This window comes from Rhodobacter sp. CZR27, assembly GCF_002407205.1.
In the GTDB taxonomy this organism is placed as follows: Bacteria; Pseudomonadota; Alphaproteobacteria; order Rhodobacterales; family Rhodobacteraceae; genus Cereibacter_A.
Genome location: NZ_CP023548.1, coordinates 3119514 through 3137482 on the forward strand (window position 1 = coordinate 3119514; position 17969 = coordinate 3137482).

Sequence of the window (17969 nt, forward strand, 5' to 3'; positions counted from 1 at the left end):
GAAAAAGGGCCGCCGAACGGCGACCCCGGGTGAAGCGCGCCAGTGGCCTGCTCAGGCGTTCACGCTGTCCTTCAGCGCCTTGGCGATGGTGAATTTCACCTGCTTGTCGGCGGCCTTGGTCACCTGCTCGCCGGTGGCGGGGTTGCGAACCTGACGCTCCGGCCGCTCGCGGCAGACGACCTTGCCGAGGCCCGGCAGCGTGACCGCACCGCCGGCCGCCACTTCGCGCGCCACGATGGCAGCAATCGCGTCGAGCGCCGCGCCCGCCGTCTTCTTGTCGGCGCCCATCTCGTCGGCGAGGGTCGCGACAAGCTGCGTCTTGGTCATCGGTTTCGACATGAGAGTCTCCTGGTCTTGCCCCGCTGGACACGGGGTCTGTTCCTGCCTCTGGGGGCGAATTCAAGGGCTACACCTTGTTTCGCAGCATAAATCAAGCCCTTTTGCCGGATTTCCCCCGCGTCACCTCGCCTAGAGGAAGGCCGTTTCCTCGAAGCTGCGCAACTTTCGGCTATGGATGCGCTCGATCGGTGTTTCCCTCAACATTTCCATTGCGCGAATCCCGATGCGCAGGTGGCGCGTGACCTGCGTGCGGTAGAAATCGCTTGCCATGCCCGGCAGCTTCAGCTCGCCATGCAGCGGCTTGTCCGACACGCAGAGAAGCGTCCCATAGGGCACGCGGAAACGGAAGCCGTTGGCCGCGATGGTCGCGCTTTCCATGTCCAGCGCGATGGCGCGCGACTGCGACAGGCGGTGCACCGGCCCGGACTGGTCGCGCAATTCCCAGTTGCGGTTGTCAATCGTGGCGACGGTGCCCGTCCGCATGATCCGCTTCAACTCGTAACCCTCGAGCTGGGTCACCTCCTCCACCGCGTCCTCGAGCGCGATCTGGATTTCGGCCAGCGCCGGGATCGGCACCCAGACCGGCAGGTCGTCGTCGAGAACGTGATCCTCGCGCAGATAGGCGTGGGCCAGCACGAAATCGCCGAGGCTCTGCGAATGCCTGAGGCCCGCGCAATGCCCCACCATCATCCAGGCGTGCGGCCGGAGAACCGCTATATGGTCGGTCGCAGTCTTGGCGTTCGAGGGGCCGACGCCGATGTTGACCAGCGTAATCCCCTGCCCGTCCGGGCGTTTCAGGTGATAGGTCGGCATCTGCGGCAGGCGGGGCAGCACGATCAGCGGCTCGCCCGGGTCGGTGATCTCCTGGTCGCCCGGCCCCACGAACGAGCTGTAGCCCGAGTCGGGATCGGCCAACGCCGCCCGCGCGATGGCCTCGAACTCGTCCACGTAGAACTGGTAGTTGGTGAACAGGACGTGGTTCTGGAAATGCCGCGGGTTGGTCGCGGTGTAATGCGTCAGCCGCGCCAGCGAATAATCCACCCGCTGCGCGGTGAAGGGTGCCAGCGGCAGCGAGCCGTCGGGATGCCTCAGCCGCGTCCCGTTCACGATGTCGTCGTTGGTGGTGGCAAGGTCCGGCACGTCGAAGACGTCGCGCAGCGCGAAGTTCAGCACACCCTCCTGCGGCACGGCGACATGCGGGTCGTTCGCCACGGCGAAATGCACCGGGATGGGCGTGCGTGAGACGCCGATCTCGACCGGCACGCCGTGGTTCTGCACCAGCAGCCCGATCTGCTGGATCAGGTAGTTCCGGAACAGGTCGGGCCGGGTGACGGTGGTCGAATAGGTCCCCGGCTGCGCGACATGGCCAAAGCTCAGCCGGCTGTCGGCGCGGGTGAAGCTGGTCGTGGTCAGGCGGATCTCGGGGTAATGCGCGCGCACCCGGCCCGAGGGCCGGCCCGAGGTTGCGGCCGCGCTGAAATGGCTGGACAGGAAGGCCGTCGCTTCCGCGTAGAGATCTTCCAGCCGGCGCACCGCTTCGGCCGGATCGGTGAAGCTTTCGTGCCGCGTCAGGGCGGGTGTGAGAAGCGGAAGGGGCGTATCGGTCACGGTCGATCTTTCTGTCGCTGCCTGAGGGCAGGATGCACAGGCTCGGCGTGGCGGATCAAGCCCGCTCGCCCCTTGCGGCCGCTGCGTCCCCTGCCGATAGTGGCGCCATGAAGACGCTTCTCTCCCTTGGACACGGCTATTCCGCGCAGGCGCTGGCCAGCCGACTTGTTCCCGAAGGCTGGCAGGTGATCGGCACCACCCGCACCCCCGGCAAGGCCGAGGCGCTGCGCCGGCAGGGCGTGGAGCCGCTGATCTGGCCCTGCGACATCGGCCCGGCGCTCGATGCGGCGACGCATGTGCTGGCCTCGGCCGCGCCGGGACCGGAGGGCGATCCCTTCCTTGCCGTCCACGCTTCGCGAATGGCAGAGGCCCGGCCAGAGTGGGTGGGCTATCTCTCCACCACCGGCGTCTACGGCGACCACGGGGGCGGCTGGGTCGATGAGGACACGCCGCTGACCCCCTCGACCGAGCGCGGCCGGGCCCGGGTCGAGGCCGAGGCGCAGTGGCGTGCGCTCGGACTGCCGCTGCACATCTTCCGGCTGGCGGGGATCTACGGCCCCGGTCGCGGCCCGTTCGAGAAGGTGCGCGACGGCACCGCGCGGCGGATCATCAAGCCGGGACAGGTCTTCAGCCGCACCCATGTCGACGACATCGCGCAGGTGCTTCGAGCGTCGATGCTCCAGCCCTCGCCCGGGGCCATCTACAACGTCTGCGACGATGACCCCGCCCCGCCCGAGGATGTGCTGGGCTACGCCGCCGAACTCCTTGGCCTGCCGCCGCCGCCCGAGGTGCCCTATGCCGAGGCCGAGATGACGCCGATGGCGCGCAGCTTCTATGCGGAATCGAAGCGGGTCCGGAACGACCGGATCAAGCGCGATCTCGGCATCCGGCTCATTCACCCCGATTACCGCTCGGGCCTCCGGGCGATCCTTTCCGCCGAGGAATAGAAAGGCCCCGCCGAAGCGGGGCCTTGATCGGGTAGGGCGCGCGTCAGGCGCGCTTGGCGACGACCGCGACGCCCAGCGTCTCCAGCACCTTGCGCTCGATGTCGGCGGCGTTCAAGCCGGCCACGGCATACATCGCCTCGGCGCTGTTCTGGTCGATGAAGATGTCGGGCAGCACCATCGAACGATAGCGAAGGCCACGGTCGAACACGCCTTCCTCGGCCAGAAGCTGCGCGACATGGCTGCCGAAGCCGCCGATGGCGCCCTCTTCGATGGTGATCAGCGCCTCGTGATGCGCCGCGAGCTGCAGGATCAGGTCGCGGTCGAGCGGCTTGGCAAAGCGCGCATCGGCCACGGTGGGCGAGATGCCGCGCTGCGCCAGCGCCTCGGCGGCGGCCTGCACCTCGGAGAGCCGGGTGCCGAAGGACAGCAGCGCCACGCGGCTGCCTTCGCGCACCACGCGCCCCCTGCCGATCTCAAGCGGCACGCCCTTCGCCGGCATCTCGACGCCCACACCGTCGCCTCGCGGGAAGCGGAAGGCGATCGGGCCTTCGTCATGCTTGACCGCCGTCGCGACCATGTGGACGAGTTCCGCCTCGTCCGCCGCCGCCATCACCACCATGCCCGGCAGGTTGGCGAGGAAGGCCACGTCGAACGCCCCGGCATGGGTCGCGCCGTCGGCGCCTACCAGCCCCGCCCGGTCGATGGCGAAGCGCACGGGCAGGCGCTGGATCGCCACGTCATGCACGATCTGGTCATAGCCGCGCTGCAGGAAGGTCGAGTAGATCGCGCAGAACGGCCGAAGCCCGCCCGCCGCGAGGCCGGCCGAGAAGGTCACCGCATGCTGCTCGGCGATGCCCACATCGAAGCAGCGCTTCGGGAAGCGGTCGCTGAACAGGTTGAGGCCGGTCCCGTCCGGCATGGCGGCGGTGACGGCGCAGATGCGCTCGTCGGTCTCGGCTTCCTTGATCAGGCTCTGCGCAAAGACCTTGGTGTAGGACGGCGCGTTCGAGACCGCCTTGACCTGCGCGCCGGTCAGCACGTCGAACTTGTTGGTGGCGTGGCCACGGTCGCGCGCGGCCTCGGCCGGGGCATAGCCCTTGCCCTTCTTGGTGATGACGTGGATCAGCACCGGCCCGCTCGCCCGGCTCTTCACCGTGCGCAACACCGGCAGAAGCTGGTCAAGATCGTGCCCGTCGATCGGCCCGACATACGAAAAGCCCAGTTCCTCGAAGAGGGTGCCGCCCACGGTGACGCTCTTCAGCATCTCCTTGGCGCGGCGGGCGCCTTCCTGGAACGGCTCGGGCAGCAGGCCCAGCGCGCCCTTGGCGGCGGCCTTGAAGTCCTGGAACGGCGCGCCGGCGTAGAGCCGCGAGAGATACGAGGACAGCGCACCGACCGGGGGCGCAATGCTCATCTCGTTGTCGTTCAGGATGACGATGACCCGCTTCTTCAGGTGGCCGCCGTGGTTCAGCGCCTCGAAGGCCATGCCGGCCGACATCGAGCCGTCGCCGATGATCGCGATGGCATCTCCCGTGTCACCGCCCAGTTCGCGCGCCGCGGCAAAGCCCACCGCTGCCGAGATCGAGGTCGAGGAATGCCCCGCGCCGAAGCAGTCATAGGGGCTTTCCGACCGCTTGGTGAAGCCCGAGAGCCCCCCGCCCTGCCGCAGCGTGCGGATGCGGTCGCGCCGGCCGGTCAGGATCTTGTGCGGGTAGCACTGGTGGCCCACGTCCCAGATGATCTTGTCGCGCGGCGCGTCGAAGACCGCATGCAGCGCGACCGTCAGTTCCACCACGCCAAGGCCCGCGCCGAGGTGTCCACCCGTCACCGACACGGCCGAGATCGTCTCGGCGCGCAATTCGTCGGCAAGGTCGTGCAATTCACGGTCGGTGAGGCCCTTGAGATCGACCGGAAGGGTCACCCGGTCGAGCGTCGGCGTGCGGGGTCTGTCGGTCATGGTCTTCCTTCAGCTTTCACGCGATATGACGAAGCGCGCGGCCTCGATCAATGTTCCTGCATCCGTGCCGTAGGGGGCAAGCGCCGCCTCGGCCTCGTCCACCAGAGCCCGGGCGCGCGCCTTCGCACCGTCGAGCCCGAGAAGCGAGACGAACGTGGCCTTCCCCGCCTCCGCATCCTTCTGGAGTCGTTTCCCGGCCTTTTCCGCATCGCCCTCGACATCGAGAATGTCGTCGGCGATCTGGAACGCAAGCCCGAGCGCCGTGGCGTATCGGCGCAGCGGCTCGCGGTCGGCCTGCCCGAGAATGGCGCCGGCTTCGGCCGACCATCGGATCAGCGCGCCGGTCTTGCCCGCCTGCAGGTGGGTGATCTGCTCCAGCGTCAGGGGCGCCGCGGCGGTTTCGGCCGCGATGTCGAGCGCCTGGCCGAGCACCATGCCTTCTGCGCCCGAGGCCCGGGCGAGCGTCGCCACCAGCTCGATCCGCACCTCGGCGGGCCCGAGCGCCGGATCGGCCAGCAGTTCGAAGGCGAGGGTCTGGAGCGCGTCGCCCGCGAGCACGGCGGTGCATTCGTCCCATTTCTTGTGGACCGTCGGCAGGCCGCGGCGCAGGTCGTCATCGTCCATGCAGGGCATGTCGTCGTGCACGAGGCTGTAGGCGTGGACGGCCTCGATCGCCGCCGCGGCGCTGACCGCGGCGTCCGGGGCGATGCCGTGCAGGCGCGCGGCCTCGAGCACGAGGAACCCGCGCAGCCGCTTGCCGCCCTGAACGGCATAGCGCATGGCATGCACCACCGGCAGGTCCTCGCGATCCGCAAGGGCCGCATCAAGCCGCGCCTGCACCCGCGCGGCTGCATCATTCAACGAACTGGAAAAGCTCACAATCCCTCCGCCGGAACCGTTCCCGTCGCCCGCCCTTCGGCGGCGCGGATCATCTCGACCTTGTCCTCGGCGGCCTTCAGCTTCTTCGCGCAATGCTCTTTCAGCGCAGAGCCACGCTCGTAAAGCGCGATGGAATCGTCGAGCGGCACATCGCCCTTCTCCAAGGCCGTGACGACGGCTTCCAGCGCCGCCATCGCCTCTTCGAACGTCATCTCCGCCACCGGCTTTTCCGTCATGCGCTCCGCTCCAGAAGGACGCCCACATGGGCCGCGACGCTCGCGGCAAGGGCAGCCAGATCATATCCACCCTCGAGTGTCGAGACCACCCGCCCGCCGCAATGCGCCGCAGCCACGTCGCAAAGGCGCCCTGTCAGCCACCGGAAGTCGGATTCGCGCCAGTTGAGGCCGGCCAGCGGGTCGGCCGCGTGGGCGTCGAAGCCTGCCGAGATGAGAATCAATTCCGGCCGGAAGGCGTCGAGCCGCGGCAGGACCTGCGCCTCGTAGGCCTCGCGCATCTCTGGCCCGCCAGTGCCCGGGCGAAGCGGCACGTTCAGGATCTGGCCATGGGCGCCGTTCTCGTCGGCCGCTCCGGTGCCGGGATAAAGCGGCATCTGGTGCGAGGAGACGAAGAGGACGCGGTCCTCGTCCCACAGCAGATCCTGCGTGCCGTTGCCGTGGTGGACGTCGAAATCGACGATGGCCACGCGGCCGAGCCCGTGGTGGTCCAGCGCGCGCTTCGCCGCGATCGCCACGTTGCCGAACAGGCAGAAACCCATCGGCCGCTCACGCTCGGCATGGTGGCCGGGCGGCCGGCAGCCGACGAAGGCCGACGCCACTTCGCCCGACAGCACCAGATCGACCGCAGCACAGGCGCCGCCCACGCCGCGCAATGCAGCCTCGAGCGAGCCCGGCGCCATCCACGTGTCGGGGTCGAGCGCCACCGCGCCCATCGCGGGCTCGGCCGCCCGGATCCGGTCGACATAGGCTTGCGGGTGGCACCGCAGCACCTCGTCCCAGTCGCCCACCGGCGCCTCGCGCCGGTCGAGCGGCAGCCCGTCAAGCCCCGCGGCGACCGCCGCCATGCGCTCGGGCCGCTCGGGATGACCTTCGGGAGTCGCATGCTCCGCAAAGGCCGGGTGCGTGAACCATGCCACCGTCATTCCGTCCTCCTCCATCCGCCGGTCCGAAGCCTGCGGGCAAAGGCCGGGGCTGGCAACCCCGCGCTCAGTCCGGGGCGAGCATGTAGCCCGAGCCGCGGACGGTCTGCAGATAGCGCGGCTGGCGGGGATCGACCTCGATCTTCCGGCGCAGGCGCGTGATCTGCACGTCCACCGCCCGCTCCTGGCTCTGGCTGTCGTCGCGGCCAAGGTCGCCCACCAGCTTCTCGCGGCTCACCGCCTCGCCGGGCTGGGCCGCGAAGATCCGCATCAGCGCCGCCTCGGTCGCGGTCAGGCGAACCGGCTCGGTGCCGCGCCACAACTCGCCGCGTTCCAGATCATAGCGGACATCGCCGAGATGCAGAACCTTCGGGCCGATCTCCGGCCGGGCCGAGGGCACCCGCCGCAGGATGGCGTTGATGCGCAGCAAAAGCTCCTTCGGCTCGAAGGGCTTGGAGAGGTAGTCGTCCGCCCCCGCCTCCAGCCCTTCGATGCGGTGCGCAGTCTCGCCGCGCGCGGTCAGCAGCAGGATCGGCGTGGCGAGATCGTCGCGCAGCGAGCGGGTCAGCGCCACGCCATCCTCGCCCGGCATCATGACGTCGAGCACGATCAGGTCGAACTCCAGCCCATCCAGAAGCCGCCGCGCCTGAGCGGCATCCCGTGCGATCGAGACGAGGAAGCCGTTTCGGATCAGGAACTTCTGCAGAAGGCCCCGGATCCGTTCGTCGTCGTCCACCACCAGCAGATGCGCCTGAGGCTCGCTCAACCCCCGCCCTCCTTCAGCGTCTGATACTGGCGGCGCAATTCCGGGTCCATCATCGCCTCCAGCACCTGCCGGAACCCCTGCACCGCCGCGGGACCGGCCGCACGATAGGCCGCGCGCATCCGCGCCCGCTGGGCATCGGACAGCATGCGCTCCAGCTCGGTCCCCTTGGGCGTGAGGTAAAGGTGACGCTCGCGCTTGTCCACTCGGCCGACCCGGCTTTCCACCAGACCGTCGTCGATCAGCGTCCTCAGCACCCGGTTCAGGCTCTGCTTGGTGACGCCCAGGATCGAGAGCAGGTTGTTTACCGTCGTCCCCGGGCTGCGGTGGATGAAGTGCATCGCCCGGTGGTGCGCCCGGCCATAGTCGAGCCCCTCGAGAATCCGGTCGGGATCGGCGGTAAAGCCGCGGTAGGCGAAGAACATCGCCTCGATCCCCTTCCTCAGCTGCTCGTCGGTCAGGAACAGGAGCGATTCGCCTCCCCCCGGTCCCGGTCCCCCTTCGGCCATGTTCGCCTCCCTTGCCGGGGCAGATTTTATGTCAGCCTTGTTGACTTTCCAAGACTCAACTGTTACCGACAGCCCGTCATTTGCGCAACTTTATGCCCGTATCGGACCTATCGTGCGCAATTTTCGCAAAGCGCAGGACCAGGAGAGTGACATGGCGGGATATGACGATCGCGACGGCAAGATCTGGATGGATGGCAAGCTGGTGGAGTGGCGGGACGCGAAGGTCCACATCCTGACCCACGCCCTGCACTACGCCTCGTCGGTGTTCGAGGGCGAGCGCTGCTACAACGGCAAGATCTTCAAGTCGGTGGAACACTCGGAGCGGCTGCGGAAGTCCGGCGAACTGCTGGACATGCCGCTGCCCTATTCGGTCGAGGAGATCGAGGCTGCGAAGAAGGCGACGCTGGAGGCCAACGGGCTTACGGATGCCTATGTCCGGGCGCTCGCCTGGCGCGGCGCGGGCGAGGACATGGGCGTCGCCTCGTCCCGCAACCCGATCCGCATGGCGGTCGCGGTCTGGTCCTGGGGCAACTACTACGGCGACGCCAAGTTCAAGGGCGCGAAGCTCGACATCTCGAAGTGGAAGCGCCCCTCGCCCGAGACGATCCCGAGCGCGGCGAAGGCTTCGGGCCTCTACATGATCTGCACCATGTCCAAGCACGCCGCCGAGGCGAAGGGCTGCTCGGACGCGATGATGTTCGACTACCGCGGCTATGTTGCCGAGGCGACCGGCGCCAACATCTTCTTCGTGAAGAACGGTGAGGTTCACACCCCGCTGCCGGACGCGATCCTGAACGGGATCACCCGGCAGACCGTGATCGGGATGCTGCGCGACAAGGGCATCACCGTGCACGAGCGCTACATCGAGGCGTCGGAGCTTGAGGGCTTCGAGCAGTGCTGGCTGACCGGCACCGCGGCCGAGGTCACCCCGGTCGGGCAGATCGGCGACTACACCTTCGAGGTGGGCGCCCTCACCCGCGAGATCGCGACCGACTACGAGAAACTGGTCCGGTCCTGACATGACAGGGGGCGCGCCGGTGGGCGCGCCCCGCATGTCCGTCTGCGGAAGGCTCAGGCCTCGCGGCCGCGCGCGATCCGCAGGAATTCCATCAGGCGGCGGTTGCCAGCCGGGCGGCCCTCGTCCCGGTGCCATGGGGTTCGCGGCCCGCGCGCGAGGCGCAGGAAGTTCTTCACCCGTCCGCCATCCGAAGGGGTGCGCTTGTCAGCAAGGTGACGGCTCATGTCTGTCCTCCTCGAGTTCTCAGACCGCCGGAATATAGGGCGAGTCGGCTGAACCACCAAGCACTCCCGGCGACGCACCGCTCATCGGAGCGGAAGCCGGCGGATCCGCAGGGTCAGGCCAGCCGTGCCGCGGCCCAGCGCGCCGCGTCGGCCACGGCCTCGTCGGGATCCGCAGCCAGCGCCTCGGCCACGTGCCGCAGCCGAGCCTCGCCGGAATTGCCGATCGCATAGAGCACGTTGCGCACGAAGCGATCACGACCGATCCGCTTGATCGGGCTGCCGGCGAACCGCTCCCGGAAGGCAGCATCGTCCAGCCTTGCCAGCTCCTCAAGCGGCGGCGCCCCCACCTTGGCGGCATAGCCGATCTCGCGCGCCGCAACGGCGAACTTGTTCCACGGGCAGGCGGCGAGGCAATCGTCGCAGCCATAGATCCGGTTGCCCAGCAGCGGGCGCAGATCCTCGGCCACCGGCCCGCGATGCTCGATGGTCAGGTATGAGATGCAGCGCCGGGCGTCGAGCTGGAAGGGCGCCGGAAAGGCCGCCGTCGGGCAGGCGTCGAGACAGGCCCGGCACGAGCCGCAGTTCTCGCGCGCCGGTTCATCCTTCGGCAGGTCCAGCGTGGTGAAGATCGCGCCAAGGAAGAACCAGTTGCCCAGATCCCGGCTGAGCAGGTTGGTGTGCTTGCCCTGCCAGCCAAGCCCCGCCGCCTGCGCCAAGGGCTTCTCCATCACCGGGGCGGTGTCCACGAAGACCTTGATCCCGGCCCCCGTCTCGGCCACCAGCCAGCGCCCGAGCCGTTTCAGCCGCCGCTTCACCAGGTCGTGGTAATCCTTGCCCTGCGCATAGACGCTGATCGCGGCGCGGTCCCGCTGGGCGAGGACGGCACGCAGATCGGTGTCGGGCGTATAGACCTCGGCCAGCATCACGACTGACCGCGCCTCGGGCCACAGAGCCGCGGCCGAGCCGCGCCAGCCCTCGCGCTCGGCCATCCAGCCCATCTGGCCATGCCGGCCGGCTTCCAGAAAGGCGCGCAGCCGGCCTGCGGCCTCGGGCACGGCATCCGGCGCGCAGATGCCCATGACCGAGAAACCTTCCTCGATCGCGCGAGCGTGCAGCGCGGCCTTCGTTGCGGCAGGATCCTGCAGTGTCATGCCGGGTGAACCATCCAGAGCGGTCGCGGGTGCCCCTTGCCGCGGCGGGCCGGCCTAGAAATCCAGATCGGCGTAATGGGCGGGTTGCGGGAAGCCCGGCACCTGATCGGCCAGCAGGGTCCGGAACGCCGGGCGCGACTTGATCTTGGCATACCAGTCCTTGACCACCGCATGCCGGTTCCAGTCCACGTCCGATATGTAGTCGAGGCACGAGAGATGCGCCGCCGCGGTGAAGTCGGCCAGCGTCATCACGTCGCCCGCCAGCCAGCGCCGCTGATCCAGCAGCCATGCCATGTAGTCGAGGTGATACTTGATCCGGTTCGAGCCGAACTTGACGTTCTTCGAATCCGGGTAGCCCTGCGCCATCAGCTTCTTGTTCACCCGCTCGTAGAGCAGCTTCGAGGTCACCTCGTCGTGGAACTTGTCATCGAACCACGAGCAGAGCCTGCGCACCTCGAACCGCCCGTCGCTGTCGCGCGGCATCAGCGGCGGCTGCGGGAAGACGTCCTCGATGTATTCGCAGATCGCCTGACTCTCGGACAGGACCTTGCCTTCCAGACGCAGCACCGGGACCTTGCCGGCCGGGTTGCGGCGCAGGAAGTCGGGCGACGGCTCCCAGTAGCGTTCCTCGACCAGTTCCACCTCGATCTTCTTCTCGGCAAGCGTCAGGCGGACCTTGCGGCAGAACGGGGAAAGCGGAACGTGATAGAGGCGGTTCATCGCAAATGTCATCTTTCGAAGACGGGGGTTCCTCTTCAATGCCGCGAAGGACGGCAGGATGCAATCCCGCACATCCCGATGCCCCGGCACCGGCCCCTATTCGAAGCAGCCGGCGCGCCCGTCGGCGCGGATGGTGCTGGCGCCGTCCATGATAGCACCGGTGCGCCTGCGCACCACCGGACCCGGGTTCGACGCCGAGCGGGTCTTCGGATCGGGCAGCACCGCCGCCAGCCGCGCCGCCTGAAGCGGCGTCAGTTTCGCCGGCTCGACGCCGAAATAGTGGTCCGCCGCCGCGCGGACGCCGAACACGCCCTCGTCGAATTCGGCGACGTTAAGATAGACTTCGAGGATGCGCCGCTTGGTCCAGATCAGTTCGACCAGCGGCGTCAGCACCGCTTCGAGCGCCTTGCGCGCCCAGCTTCGGCCATGCCACAGGAAGACGTTCTTGGTGACCTGCTGCGAGATGGTCGAGGCGCCGCGGTTGCCGCCTTCGTCGATGGCTGCGCGGATCGCCGCCATGTCGAAGCCCCAGTGCAGGCAGAAATTGGCGTCCTCGGCCGCCACGACCGAGCGCGCCATGACCGGGGCGATCTCGTCCCAGTCGGCCCATTCCTGCTCGACGCTGCCGAGCCGGATGCTCTCGCCAAGCATGTAGGGCGTGGTGGGCGGGTTCACGAGGCCGAAGAGGAACACGACAAGCACGCCGGAGACCGCGACCCAGCCGACGGCAGTGATCAGCCACCGGCGCACGAGCGCCAGACGGAGAGGGCGCGGCGGCGCCTCCGGCTCGGGCGGAGGCGCTGCGGCCTTGCGGCGGGAAGTCTTGCGTGCGGTCATGCGGCGAGCTTGGACACGAAGCGCCGGCAGGGGTCAAGCGCCGGTGGAGGCACCTGCGCGGATGCGGGCCCCCGCCCGGAAGCGGGGGCCCGAGGGGTCATTCCGCCGGAACCGCCTGCGGCTCGTCCGACAGCGGATGCGGCAGGTGCACCAGCATCTCCTTCGGGCAGACCTGCAGGAAGTTGCGGCGCTCTGCCTCCCAGTCGGCGAGGATGCGGGCGGCGTGGCGGCTGCCGGTCTCCTTCACGTGGCGCTCGATCAGGTCCTTCAGCTGCGCCTTCCAGTGCGGGTGGCTGACGGCGCAGGTCACCAGCGTCTCGAGGTTGATGAAGTCCTCGGCCACGCCCTTCGGGTCGTAGAGATAGGCCATGCCGCCCGTCATGCCCGCGCCGAAGTTCGCGCCGATCCGACCAAGGATGACCGCAACGCCGCCGGTCATGTATTCGCAGCCGTTCGAACCGCAGCCCTCGACCACCACCTTGGCGCCCGAGTTCCGCACCGCGAAGCGCTCGCCCGCGCGGCCGGCGGCGAACAGGTAGCCGTCGGTCGCGCCGTAGAGCACGGTGTTGCCGATGATGGTGTTGTCAGCCGCAACCAGCGGGCTTTCCATCATCGGATGGACGACGATGGTGCCGCCCGACAGGCCCTTGCCCACGTAGTCGTTGGCGTCGCCCGCCACCTCGATCTTCAGCCCCTTGGTCGCGAACGCCCCCAGCGACTGGCCGCACGAGCCGGTCAGCTTCACCGTCAGGTGGTCGGGCTGCAGGTTGTTCCGCATCCCGTACTTGCGCACGATATGCGAGGACGCCCGCGTGCCGATGGTGCGGTGGGTGTTCCGCACGGCGTAGCTGAGCTGCATCTTCTCGCCGTCCTCGAAGAAGCGCGCGCCGTCCTTCACGATCTCGGCGTCGAGCGTGTCCGGCACCGCATTGCGCGGCTTCGAGCGGTCGTAGGTGATGCGGTTCGCACCGTCGACCGAGATCAGCAGCGGGTTGAGGTCGAGGTCGTCGAGATGCGCCGCCCCGCGGCTGACCTGGTTCAGCAGGTCGGCCCGGCCGATGATCTCGTCCATCGAGCGCGCGCCGATCGAGGCGAGGATCTCGCGCACTTCCTGGGCGTAGAAGGTGATCAGGTTCACCACCTTGTCCGCGCTCCCCGTGAACTTCTCGCGCAGCTTCTTGTCCTGGGTGCAGACGCCCACCGGGCAGGTGTTCGACTGGCACTGGCGGACCATGATGCAGCCCATCGCGATCAGCGCGGCGGTGCCGATGCCGTATTCCTCGGCCCCCATCATCGCCGCCATGACGATGTCACGCCCCGTCCGAAGACCGCCGTCGGTCCGCAGCGTCACCCGCTCGCGCAGGTTGTTCATCGCCAGAACCTGATGCGCCTCGGTCAGGCCCATCTCCCACGGCAGGCCCGCGTATTTGATCGAGGTGCCCGGAGAGGCCCCGGTGCCGCCGTTGTGGCCCGAGATCAGGATCACGTCGGCCTTGGCCTTGGCCACGCCCGCCGCGATGGTGCCGACGCCCGACGCCGCCACCAGCTTCACCGTGACCTTGGCGCGCGGGTTGATCTGCTTCAGGTCGTAGATCAGCTGCGCGAGGTCTTCGATCGAATAGATGTCGTGGTGCGGCGGCGGCGAGATCAGCGTCACGCCCGGCGTCGAGTGGCGGAGCCGCGCGATCAGCTCGGTCACCTTCATGCCCGGAAGCTGGCCGCCCTCGCCCGGTTTCGCGCCCTGCGCGACCTTGATCTCGAGTTCCTCGCAGGCGTTCAGGTATTCGGCGGTCACGCCGAAGCGGCCTGAGGCGACCTGCTTGATCTTGGCCGAGGGGTTGTCGCCGTTCGGCTCCGGCAGGAAGTGCGCCGGGTCCTCGCCGCCTTCCCCTGAGTCGGATTTCGCGCCGATCCGGTTCATCGCGATGTTCAGCGTCTTGTGCGCCTCGGGCGAAAGCGCGCCCAGCGACATGCCCGGCGTCACGAACCGCTTGCGGATCGAGGTGATCGACTCGACCTCCTCGATCGGCACCGGCCGACCGAGAGGCTTGATGTCCAGCAGGTCGCGGATGTGGATCGGCGGGTTCGCCCGCATCGCGGCCGAGAACTGCTTCCAGAGGTCATAGCTCGCCCGGTCGCAGGCCTGCTGCAGCATGTGCATGGTCGAGGCTTCCCAGGCATGCTTTTCGCCCGAGCGCCGCGCCTTGTAGAAGCCGCCGATCGGCAGCACATCCGAACCGCCGAGCCAGCCCTTGGCGTGGATCTGCTCCAGCTTGTGCTGGATGCCCGAGGTGCCGATGCCCGAGATCCGGCTGTGCATGCCGGGGAAGTACTCGGCCACCATGGCGCGCGAAAGACCGACGGCCTCGAAGTTCAGGCCGCCGCGATAAGAGGAGATCACCGAGATCCCCATCTTCGACATGATCTTCAGCAGCCCCGCGTTGATCGCATCGCGATAGCGGCGCATGGCGTCGTTGAGGTTGCCGTCCAGCAGGCCGCGCTCGATCCGGTCGGCGATGGTGTCCTGCGCGAGGTAGGCGTTCACCGTGGTGGCGCCACAGCCGATCAGCACCGCGAAGTAATGCGGGTCGATGCACTCGGCCGAGCGCACGTTGATCGAGGTGAAGGTGCGCAGGCCCTTGCCGGTCAGCCACGAATGCACCGCCGAGGTCGCGAGGATCATCGGCATCGGCACCGCATCCGGGCCCTGGTTCTGGTCGGTCAGCACGAGGTGCGCGGCACCCGAGCGCACGGCATCCTCGGCCTCGGCGCGGATACGCTCCAGCCCCAGGCGCAGCGCGTCGTGGTGATGGCCGGCCGGGAAGGTGCAGTCGATGGTCGCCACATCCGCCCCGAACTGCTGGAGCATCGCGTCGAATTCCGAGTTCGCGATGAACGGACTTTCGAGGATCAGGATCTCGGTCTGGCTGGAATGCTCCTCGAGCACGTTCTTCAGGTTGCCGAACCGGGTCTTGAGGCTCATCACCCGGCTTTCACGCAAGCTGTCGATGGGCGGGTTGGTGACCTGGCTGAAGTTCTGCCGGAAGAAGTGCGAAAGCGGCCGATAGACCGACGAGAGCACCGCGGGCGGCGTGTCGTCGCCCATCGAGGCGATCATCTCCTTGCCGTCCTCGGCCATCGGCACGAGGACCTGCTCGATCTCCTCGACGGTGAAGCCCGCCGCGATCTGGCGCAGGCGCAGTTCCTTCGCGTCGAACATGCGCTGCTCGGGCACGTCCTTCAGGATCGCGTTCAGGTCCACGACCTTCTCGATCCACTCGCCGAAGGGCTGCGAGGAGGCCAGCGTGTTCTTCAGTTCCGCGTCGCGGTAAAGCTTGCCCTCGGCCATGTCGACGGCGATCAGCTGCCCCGGCCCCAGCGCGCCCTTTTCGCGCACGCTCATCTCGTCCACCGGCACCATGCCGGCTTCCGAGCCAGCGATCAGCAGGCCGTCGCCGGTCACGACATAGCGCATCGGGCGCAGGCCGTTGCGGTCGAGCCCGCCGCAGACCCAGCGGCCGTCGGTCATCGCAAGCGCAGCCGGGCCGTCCCACGGCTCCATCACCGCGTTGCAATAAGCATACATGTCCGCCCATGCCTTCGGCATGTCGGTCGTGGTCTTGGACCAGGCTTCGGGCACCATCATGGTCTTGACCATCGGCGCCGACCGGCCCGAACGCACCATGACCTCGAACACCGCATCGAGGGCGCCGGAGTCCGACGAACCCTGCGGGATGATCGGCTTGATGTCCTCGGCCGCGTCACCGAAGGCCGAGGAGGCCATGCGGATCTCGTGGCTCTTCATCCAGTTGATGTTGCCCTTCAGCGTGTTGATCTCGCCGTTGTGGGCGAGCATGCGGAACGGCTGCGCCAGCCACCACTGCGGGAAGGTGTTGGTCGAATAGCGCTGGTGGTAGATCGCGAAGGCGCTTTCAAACCGCTCGTCCTGCAGGTCGGGGTAGAAGGTCGCGACCTGCTCGGCCAGCATCATCCCCTTGTAGATGATCGACCGGCACGACAGCGAACACAGATAGACGCCCTGGATCGAGGCCGCCTGCGCCGCCTTCTCGATCCGGCGGCGGATGATGTAAAGCTCGCGCTCGAACTGTTCCTCGTCGATGTCCTTCTCGCAGCGGATCAGGATCTGCTCGATCTCCGGCCGCGTCGCGTTGGCCTTCTCGCCGAGGACCGAGGTGTCCACCGGAACGTGACGCCAGCCGTAGATGTAGTGGCCCATGCGCAGGACCTCGGTCTCCACGATGGTCCGGCAACGCTCCTGAGCCTGGAAGTCCGTCCGCGGCAGGAAGACCTGCCCGACGGCAACCAGCTTGTGCATGTCGGGCTCGTGCCCGGTGCGGCGGATCTGGTCGTAGAAGAACTTGACCGGGATCTGGACGTGGATGCCCGCGCCGTCGCCGGTCTTGCCGTCGGCGTCCACCGCACCACGGTGCCACACGGCCTTGAGCGCGGCGATGCCGTTCTCGACCACCTTGCGCGACGGCTTGCCCGAGATCGAGACGACGAGACCCACTCCGCAGGAGGCATGCTCGTCATCGGCCTTGTAAAGCCCGTTCTCCGCCAGCCAGGTCCGCTTCGCCTCTTCGGCTTTCACCCAGGCTTCATCGTAGGTCGTCATCGCTCACTCCTCTGGGCTGGCTGGAAGCTGCGCAAGGAACTCGGCTTCCGTCATCTGGTGGGTCGGACCGGCGAAGGCGAAGGCCTCGGGCTTCCGGTCGATGAATATCTCGTGGGCAAGGCGCATCCCGGACAGGTCGTCCAGCAGTCCCGCCGCCATGTAATAATCGCGCGGCATCCCGGGCGCCGTCAGGCGATACCAGAGCGTCGAGCCGCAGGTGTCGCAGAAGCAGCGCTCGGCCCAGCCGGACGAGGCGTAGTGCCGGACGTGCTCGGCCCCGTCGACGCGCATCGCCGCTTCGGGCACCGCGAGCGTCAGGAAGGCCGATCCGGTCCAGCGCCGGCACATCTCGCAGTGGCAGGCGCCAAGCTCGTGGCTCGGCTCGCTCACGCAAAGGCGCACGGCGCCGCAAAGGCAATGTCCGGTCCGGTCAGGGCTCATGGCTCACCCTCTGGAGCAGGCCGCCCTCGGTCGCCTGCGACAGGATCGCGTCGCAATCGAAGAGCGGTTCGGTGGACAGGAAACCGGGCTCACCCGGGAAAACGAACTCCACCGGGCTGCCGTCGACGGGGATCGAGGTGCCCTCGCCGGAATCCCACTGGGTCGGGCCGGCGAAGAACAGTCGCCATTCCGGGTGGATGTATTCGTGGCCCCGGGCGCTGCGCAGCACGGTGCCGCCGATGCTGGTTTCCGAGAACTCGAACTCGGTCTCCTGCAGCACGATCCCGTCGATGGTGAAGCTGCGCCCGGTCAGCCGGTCGAAGCCGGTGACCCGGCTGCGCTCGCCGGTGTCGCGGCGAAGGCCGAAGGCGTAGCTGTCCGCGCCGCCGAGAAGCTCGGAGAACGACGCCGGATCCTCGGGGTTGGGCTCGAGGACCTGCTTCACCGTCGGAAACATCTCGTAGCTTTCGACCCACTGCGCCTCGTGGTCGATGCGCGACGAGAAGAAGATGCCGTCCTGGTCGAAGTCCACCCGCCACTGGTCGCCGGGCGGATCCTGCTCGCAGCGGAAGTGGTGCGAGACGCGGCAGCCGCGCGACTGCACGGTCATGAAGGCGGTGCAGCCTTCGGGCGGCGTGAAGGTCTGCGCGGCAGCGGGCGCGACCACGGCCAGCGCCAGCCCTCCTGCCAGGATCTTCGTCGCAAGCGTCATGCCCAGGGTCCCGTGAAACCGCGTCCGGGCGGCTCCTGCCCCCGGATCGCCCCGTCCGCCCGCGGTCCGGGC

General features: G+C 68.1%; 17 protein-coding genes. 2 read left to right on the top strand and 15 right to left on the bottom strand.

Annotated features, from left to right (window positions below; all coding sequences use genetic code 11):
• Nucleotides 1-51 precede the first annotated feature (51 nt).
• Both CK951_RS15145 and CK951_RS15150 read right to left on the bottom strand, forming a co-directional pair.
• Nucleotides 52-339 carry an HU family DNA-binding protein gene (locus CK951_RS15145; RefSeq protein WP_096786909.1) on the bottom strand — a complete coding sequence of 96 codons (288 nt, stop codon included), beginning with the start codon at nucleotides 337-339 and terminating at the stop codon, nucleotides 52-54.
• 129 nt (nucleotides 340-468) lie between these two features.
• Nucleotides 469-1947 carry an AMP nucleosidase gene (locus CK951_RS15150; protein WP_096786910.1) on the bottom strand — a complete coding sequence of 493 codons (1479 nt, stop codon included), beginning with the start codon at nucleotides 1945-1947 and terminating at the stop codon, nucleotides 469-471.
• Nucleotides 1948-2054: 107 nt separating this feature from the next.
• Between CK951_RS15150 and CK951_RS15155 the strand changes: the two genes are divergently transcribed.
• Nucleotides 2055-2894 carry an SDR family oxidoreductase gene (locus tag CK951_RS15155; RefSeq protein WP_096786911.1) on the top strand — a complete coding sequence of 280 codons (840 nt, stop codon included), beginning with the start codon at nucleotides 2055-2057 and terminating at the stop codon, nucleotides 2892-2894.
• A 43-nt stretch (nucleotides 2895-2937) separates the two neighbouring features.
• Here CK951_RS15155 and dxs read toward each other — a convergent pair whose 3' ends face one another.
• From dxs to CK951_RS15185, 6 genes are all read right to left on the bottom strand, one after another.
• On the bottom strand, nucleotides 2938-4851 hold the full coding sequence (dxs, locus tag CK951_RS15160; RefSeq protein ID WP_096786912.1) for a 1-deoxy-D-xylulose-5-phosphate synthase: 1914 nt from the start codon (nucleotides 4849-4851) through the stop codon (nucleotides 2938-2940).
• Nucleotides 4852-4860: 9 nt separating this feature from the next.
• Nucleotides 4861-5730: a polyprenyl synthetase family protein gene (locus CK951_RS15165; RefSeq protein WP_096786913.1), complete on the bottom strand. Its 870-nt coding sequence runs from the start codon at nucleotides 5728-5730 to the stop codon at nucleotides 4861-4863.
• On the bottom strand, nucleotides 5727-5966 hold the full coding sequence (locus tag CK951_RS15170) for an exodeoxyribonuclease VII small subunit (RefSeq protein WP_096786914.1): 240 nt from the start codon (nucleotides 5964-5966) through the stop codon (nucleotides 5727-5729). The genes CK951_RS15165 and CK951_RS15170 overlap by 4 nt, the downstream gene beginning before the upstream one ends.
• Nucleotides 5963-6889: a histone deacetylase family protein gene (locus CK951_RS15175; RefSeq protein ID WP_096786915.1), complete on the bottom strand. Its 927-nt coding sequence runs from the start codon at nucleotides 6887-6889 to the stop codon at nucleotides 5963-5965. Before CK951_RS15175 ends, CK951_RS15170 begins: the two co-directional genes overlap by 4 nt.
• Nucleotides 6890-6953: 64 nt before the next feature.
• Nucleotides 6954-7652, bottom strand: coding sequence for a response regulator (locus CK951_RS15180; RefSeq protein WP_096786916.1), 699 nt, complete (start codon nucleotides 7650-7652; stop codon nucleotides 6954-6956).
• Nucleotides 7649-8158, bottom strand: coding sequence for a MarR family winged helix-turn-helix transcriptional regulator (locus CK951_RS15185; protein WP_096786917.1), 510 nt, complete (start codon nucleotides 8156-8158; stop codon nucleotides 7649-7651). Before CK951_RS15185 ends, CK951_RS15180 begins: the two co-directional genes overlap by 4 nt.
• A gap of 151 nt (nucleotides 8159-8309) precedes the next feature.
• Here CK951_RS15185 and CK951_RS15190 point away from each other — a divergent pair, with 151 nt between their 5' ends.
• On the top strand, nucleotides 8310-9176 hold the full coding sequence (locus tag CK951_RS15190; protein ID WP_096786918.1) for a branched-chain amino acid aminotransferase: 867 nt from the start codon (nucleotides 8310-8312) through the stop codon (nucleotides 9174-9176).
• Between the two features lie 53 nt (nucleotides 9177-9229).
• Here the strand turns inward: CK951_RS15190 and CK951_RS15195 are convergent, their stop codons facing one another.
• From CK951_RS15195 to CK951_RS15225, 7 genes are all read right to left on the bottom strand, one after another.
• The gene (locus CK951_RS15195) at nucleotides 9230-9400 is read right to left on the bottom strand and encodes a hypothetical protein (RefSeq protein WP_096786919.1); all 171 of its coding nucleotides are present in this window, start codon (nucleotides 9398-9400) and stop codon (nucleotides 9230-9232) included.
• Nucleotides 9401-9513: 113 nt separating this feature from the next.
• Complete coding sequence (gene queG / locus CK951_RS15200) at nucleotides 9514-10551, bottom strand: tRNA epoxyqueuosine(34) reductase QueG (RefSeq protein ID WP_096786920.1); 1038 nt, start codon at nucleotides 10549-10551, stop codon at nucleotides 9514-9516.
• A gap of 54 nt (nucleotides 10552-10605) precedes the next feature.
• Entirely contained in the window at nucleotides 10606-11271 is a 666-nt protein-coding gene (locus CK951_RS15205; RefSeq protein ID WP_096786921.1) for a glutathione S-transferase family protein, read from the bottom strand.
• A gap of 96 nt (nucleotides 11272-11367) precedes the next feature.
• Nucleotides 11368-12108, bottom strand: coding sequence for a monofunctional biosynthetic peptidoglycan transglycosylase (mtgA, locus tag CK951_RS15210; RefSeq protein ID WP_096786922.1), 741 nt, complete (start codon nucleotides 12106-12108; stop codon nucleotides 11368-11370).
• A gap of 97 nt (nucleotides 12109-12205) precedes the next feature.
• Nucleotides 12206-16744 (bottom strand): glutamate synthase large subunit, encoded by a 4539-nt coding sequence (gene gltB, locus CK951_RS15215; RefSeq protein ID WP_096786923.1) that lies wholly within the window; start codon nucleotides 16742-16744, stop codon nucleotides 12206-12208.
• Nucleotides 16745-16747: 3 nt separating this feature from the next.
• The gene (locus tag CK951_RS15220; RefSeq protein WP_096786924.1) at nucleotides 16748-17185 is read right to left on the bottom strand and encodes a GFA family protein; all 438 of its coding nucleotides are present in this window, start codon (nucleotides 17183-17185) and stop codon (nucleotides 16748-16750) included.
• Nucleotides 17175-17897 (bottom strand): hypothetical protein, encoded by a 723-nt coding sequence (locus tag CK951_RS15225; protein ID WP_232520640.1) that lies wholly within the window; start codon nucleotides 17895-17897, stop codon nucleotides 17175-17177. The genes CK951_RS15220 and CK951_RS15225 overlap by 11 nt, the downstream gene beginning before the upstream one ends.
• Nucleotides 17898-17969: the final 72 nt, after the last annotated feature.

Excerpts from the sequence above, each read along its gene's own strand:
- CK951_RS15145 (WP_096786909.1), bottom strand. The coding sequence starts at position 339 with ATGTCGAAACCGATGACCAAGACGCAGCTTGTCGCGACCCTCGCCGAC.
- CK951_RS15155 (WP_096786911.1), top strand. The coding sequence starts at position 2,055 with ATGAAGACGCTTCTCTCCCTTGGACACGGCTATTCCGCGCAGGCGCTG.
- dxs (WP_096786912.1), bottom strand. The coding sequence starts at position 4,851 with ATGACCGACAGACCCCGCACGCCGACGCTCGACCGGGTGACCCTTCCG.
- CK951_RS15170 (WP_096786914.1), bottom strand. The coding sequence starts at position 5,966 with ATGACGGAAAAGCCGGTGGCGGAGATGACGTTCGAAGAGGCGATGGCG.
- CK951_RS15175 (WP_096786915.1), bottom strand. The coding sequence starts at position 6,889 with ATGACGGTGGCATGGTTCACGCACCCGGCCTTTGCGGAGCATGCGACT.
- CK951_RS15185 (WP_096786917.1), bottom strand. The coding sequence starts at position 8,158 with ATGGCCGAAGGGGGACCGGGACCGGGGGGAGGCGAATCGCTCCTGTTC.
- CK951_RS15190 (WP_096786918.1), top strand. The coding sequence starts at position 8,310 with ATGGCGGGATATGACGATCGCGACGGCAAGATCTGGATGGATGGCAAG.
- CK951_RS15195 (WP_096786919.1), bottom strand. The coding sequence starts at position 9,400 with ATGAGCCGTCACCTTGCTGACAAGCGCACCCCTTCGGATGGCGGACGG.
- queG (WP_096786920.1), bottom strand. The coding sequence starts at position 10,551 with ATGACACTGCAGGATCCTGCCGCAACGAAGGCCGCGCTGCACGCTCGC.
- CK951_RS15205 (WP_096786921.1), bottom strand. The coding sequence starts at position 11,271 with ATGAACCGCCTCTATCACGTTCCGCTTTCCCCGTTCTGCCGCAAGGTC.
- mtgA (WP_096786922.1), bottom strand. The coding sequence starts at position 12,108 with ATGACCGCACGCAAGACTTCCCGCCGCAAGGCCGCAGCGCCTCCGCCC.
- gltB (WP_096786923.1), bottom strand. The coding sequence starts at position 16,744 with ATGACGACCTACGATGAAGCCTGGGTGAAAGCCGAAGAGGCGAAGCGG.
- CK951_RS15220 (WP_096786924.1), bottom strand. The coding sequence starts at position 17,185 with ATGAGCCCTGACCGGACCGGACATTGCCTTTGCGGCGCCGTGCGCCTT.
- CK951_RS15225 (WP_232520640.1), bottom strand. The coding sequence starts at position 17,897 with ATGACGCTTGCGACGAAGATCCTGGCAGGAGGGCTGGCGCTGGCCGTG.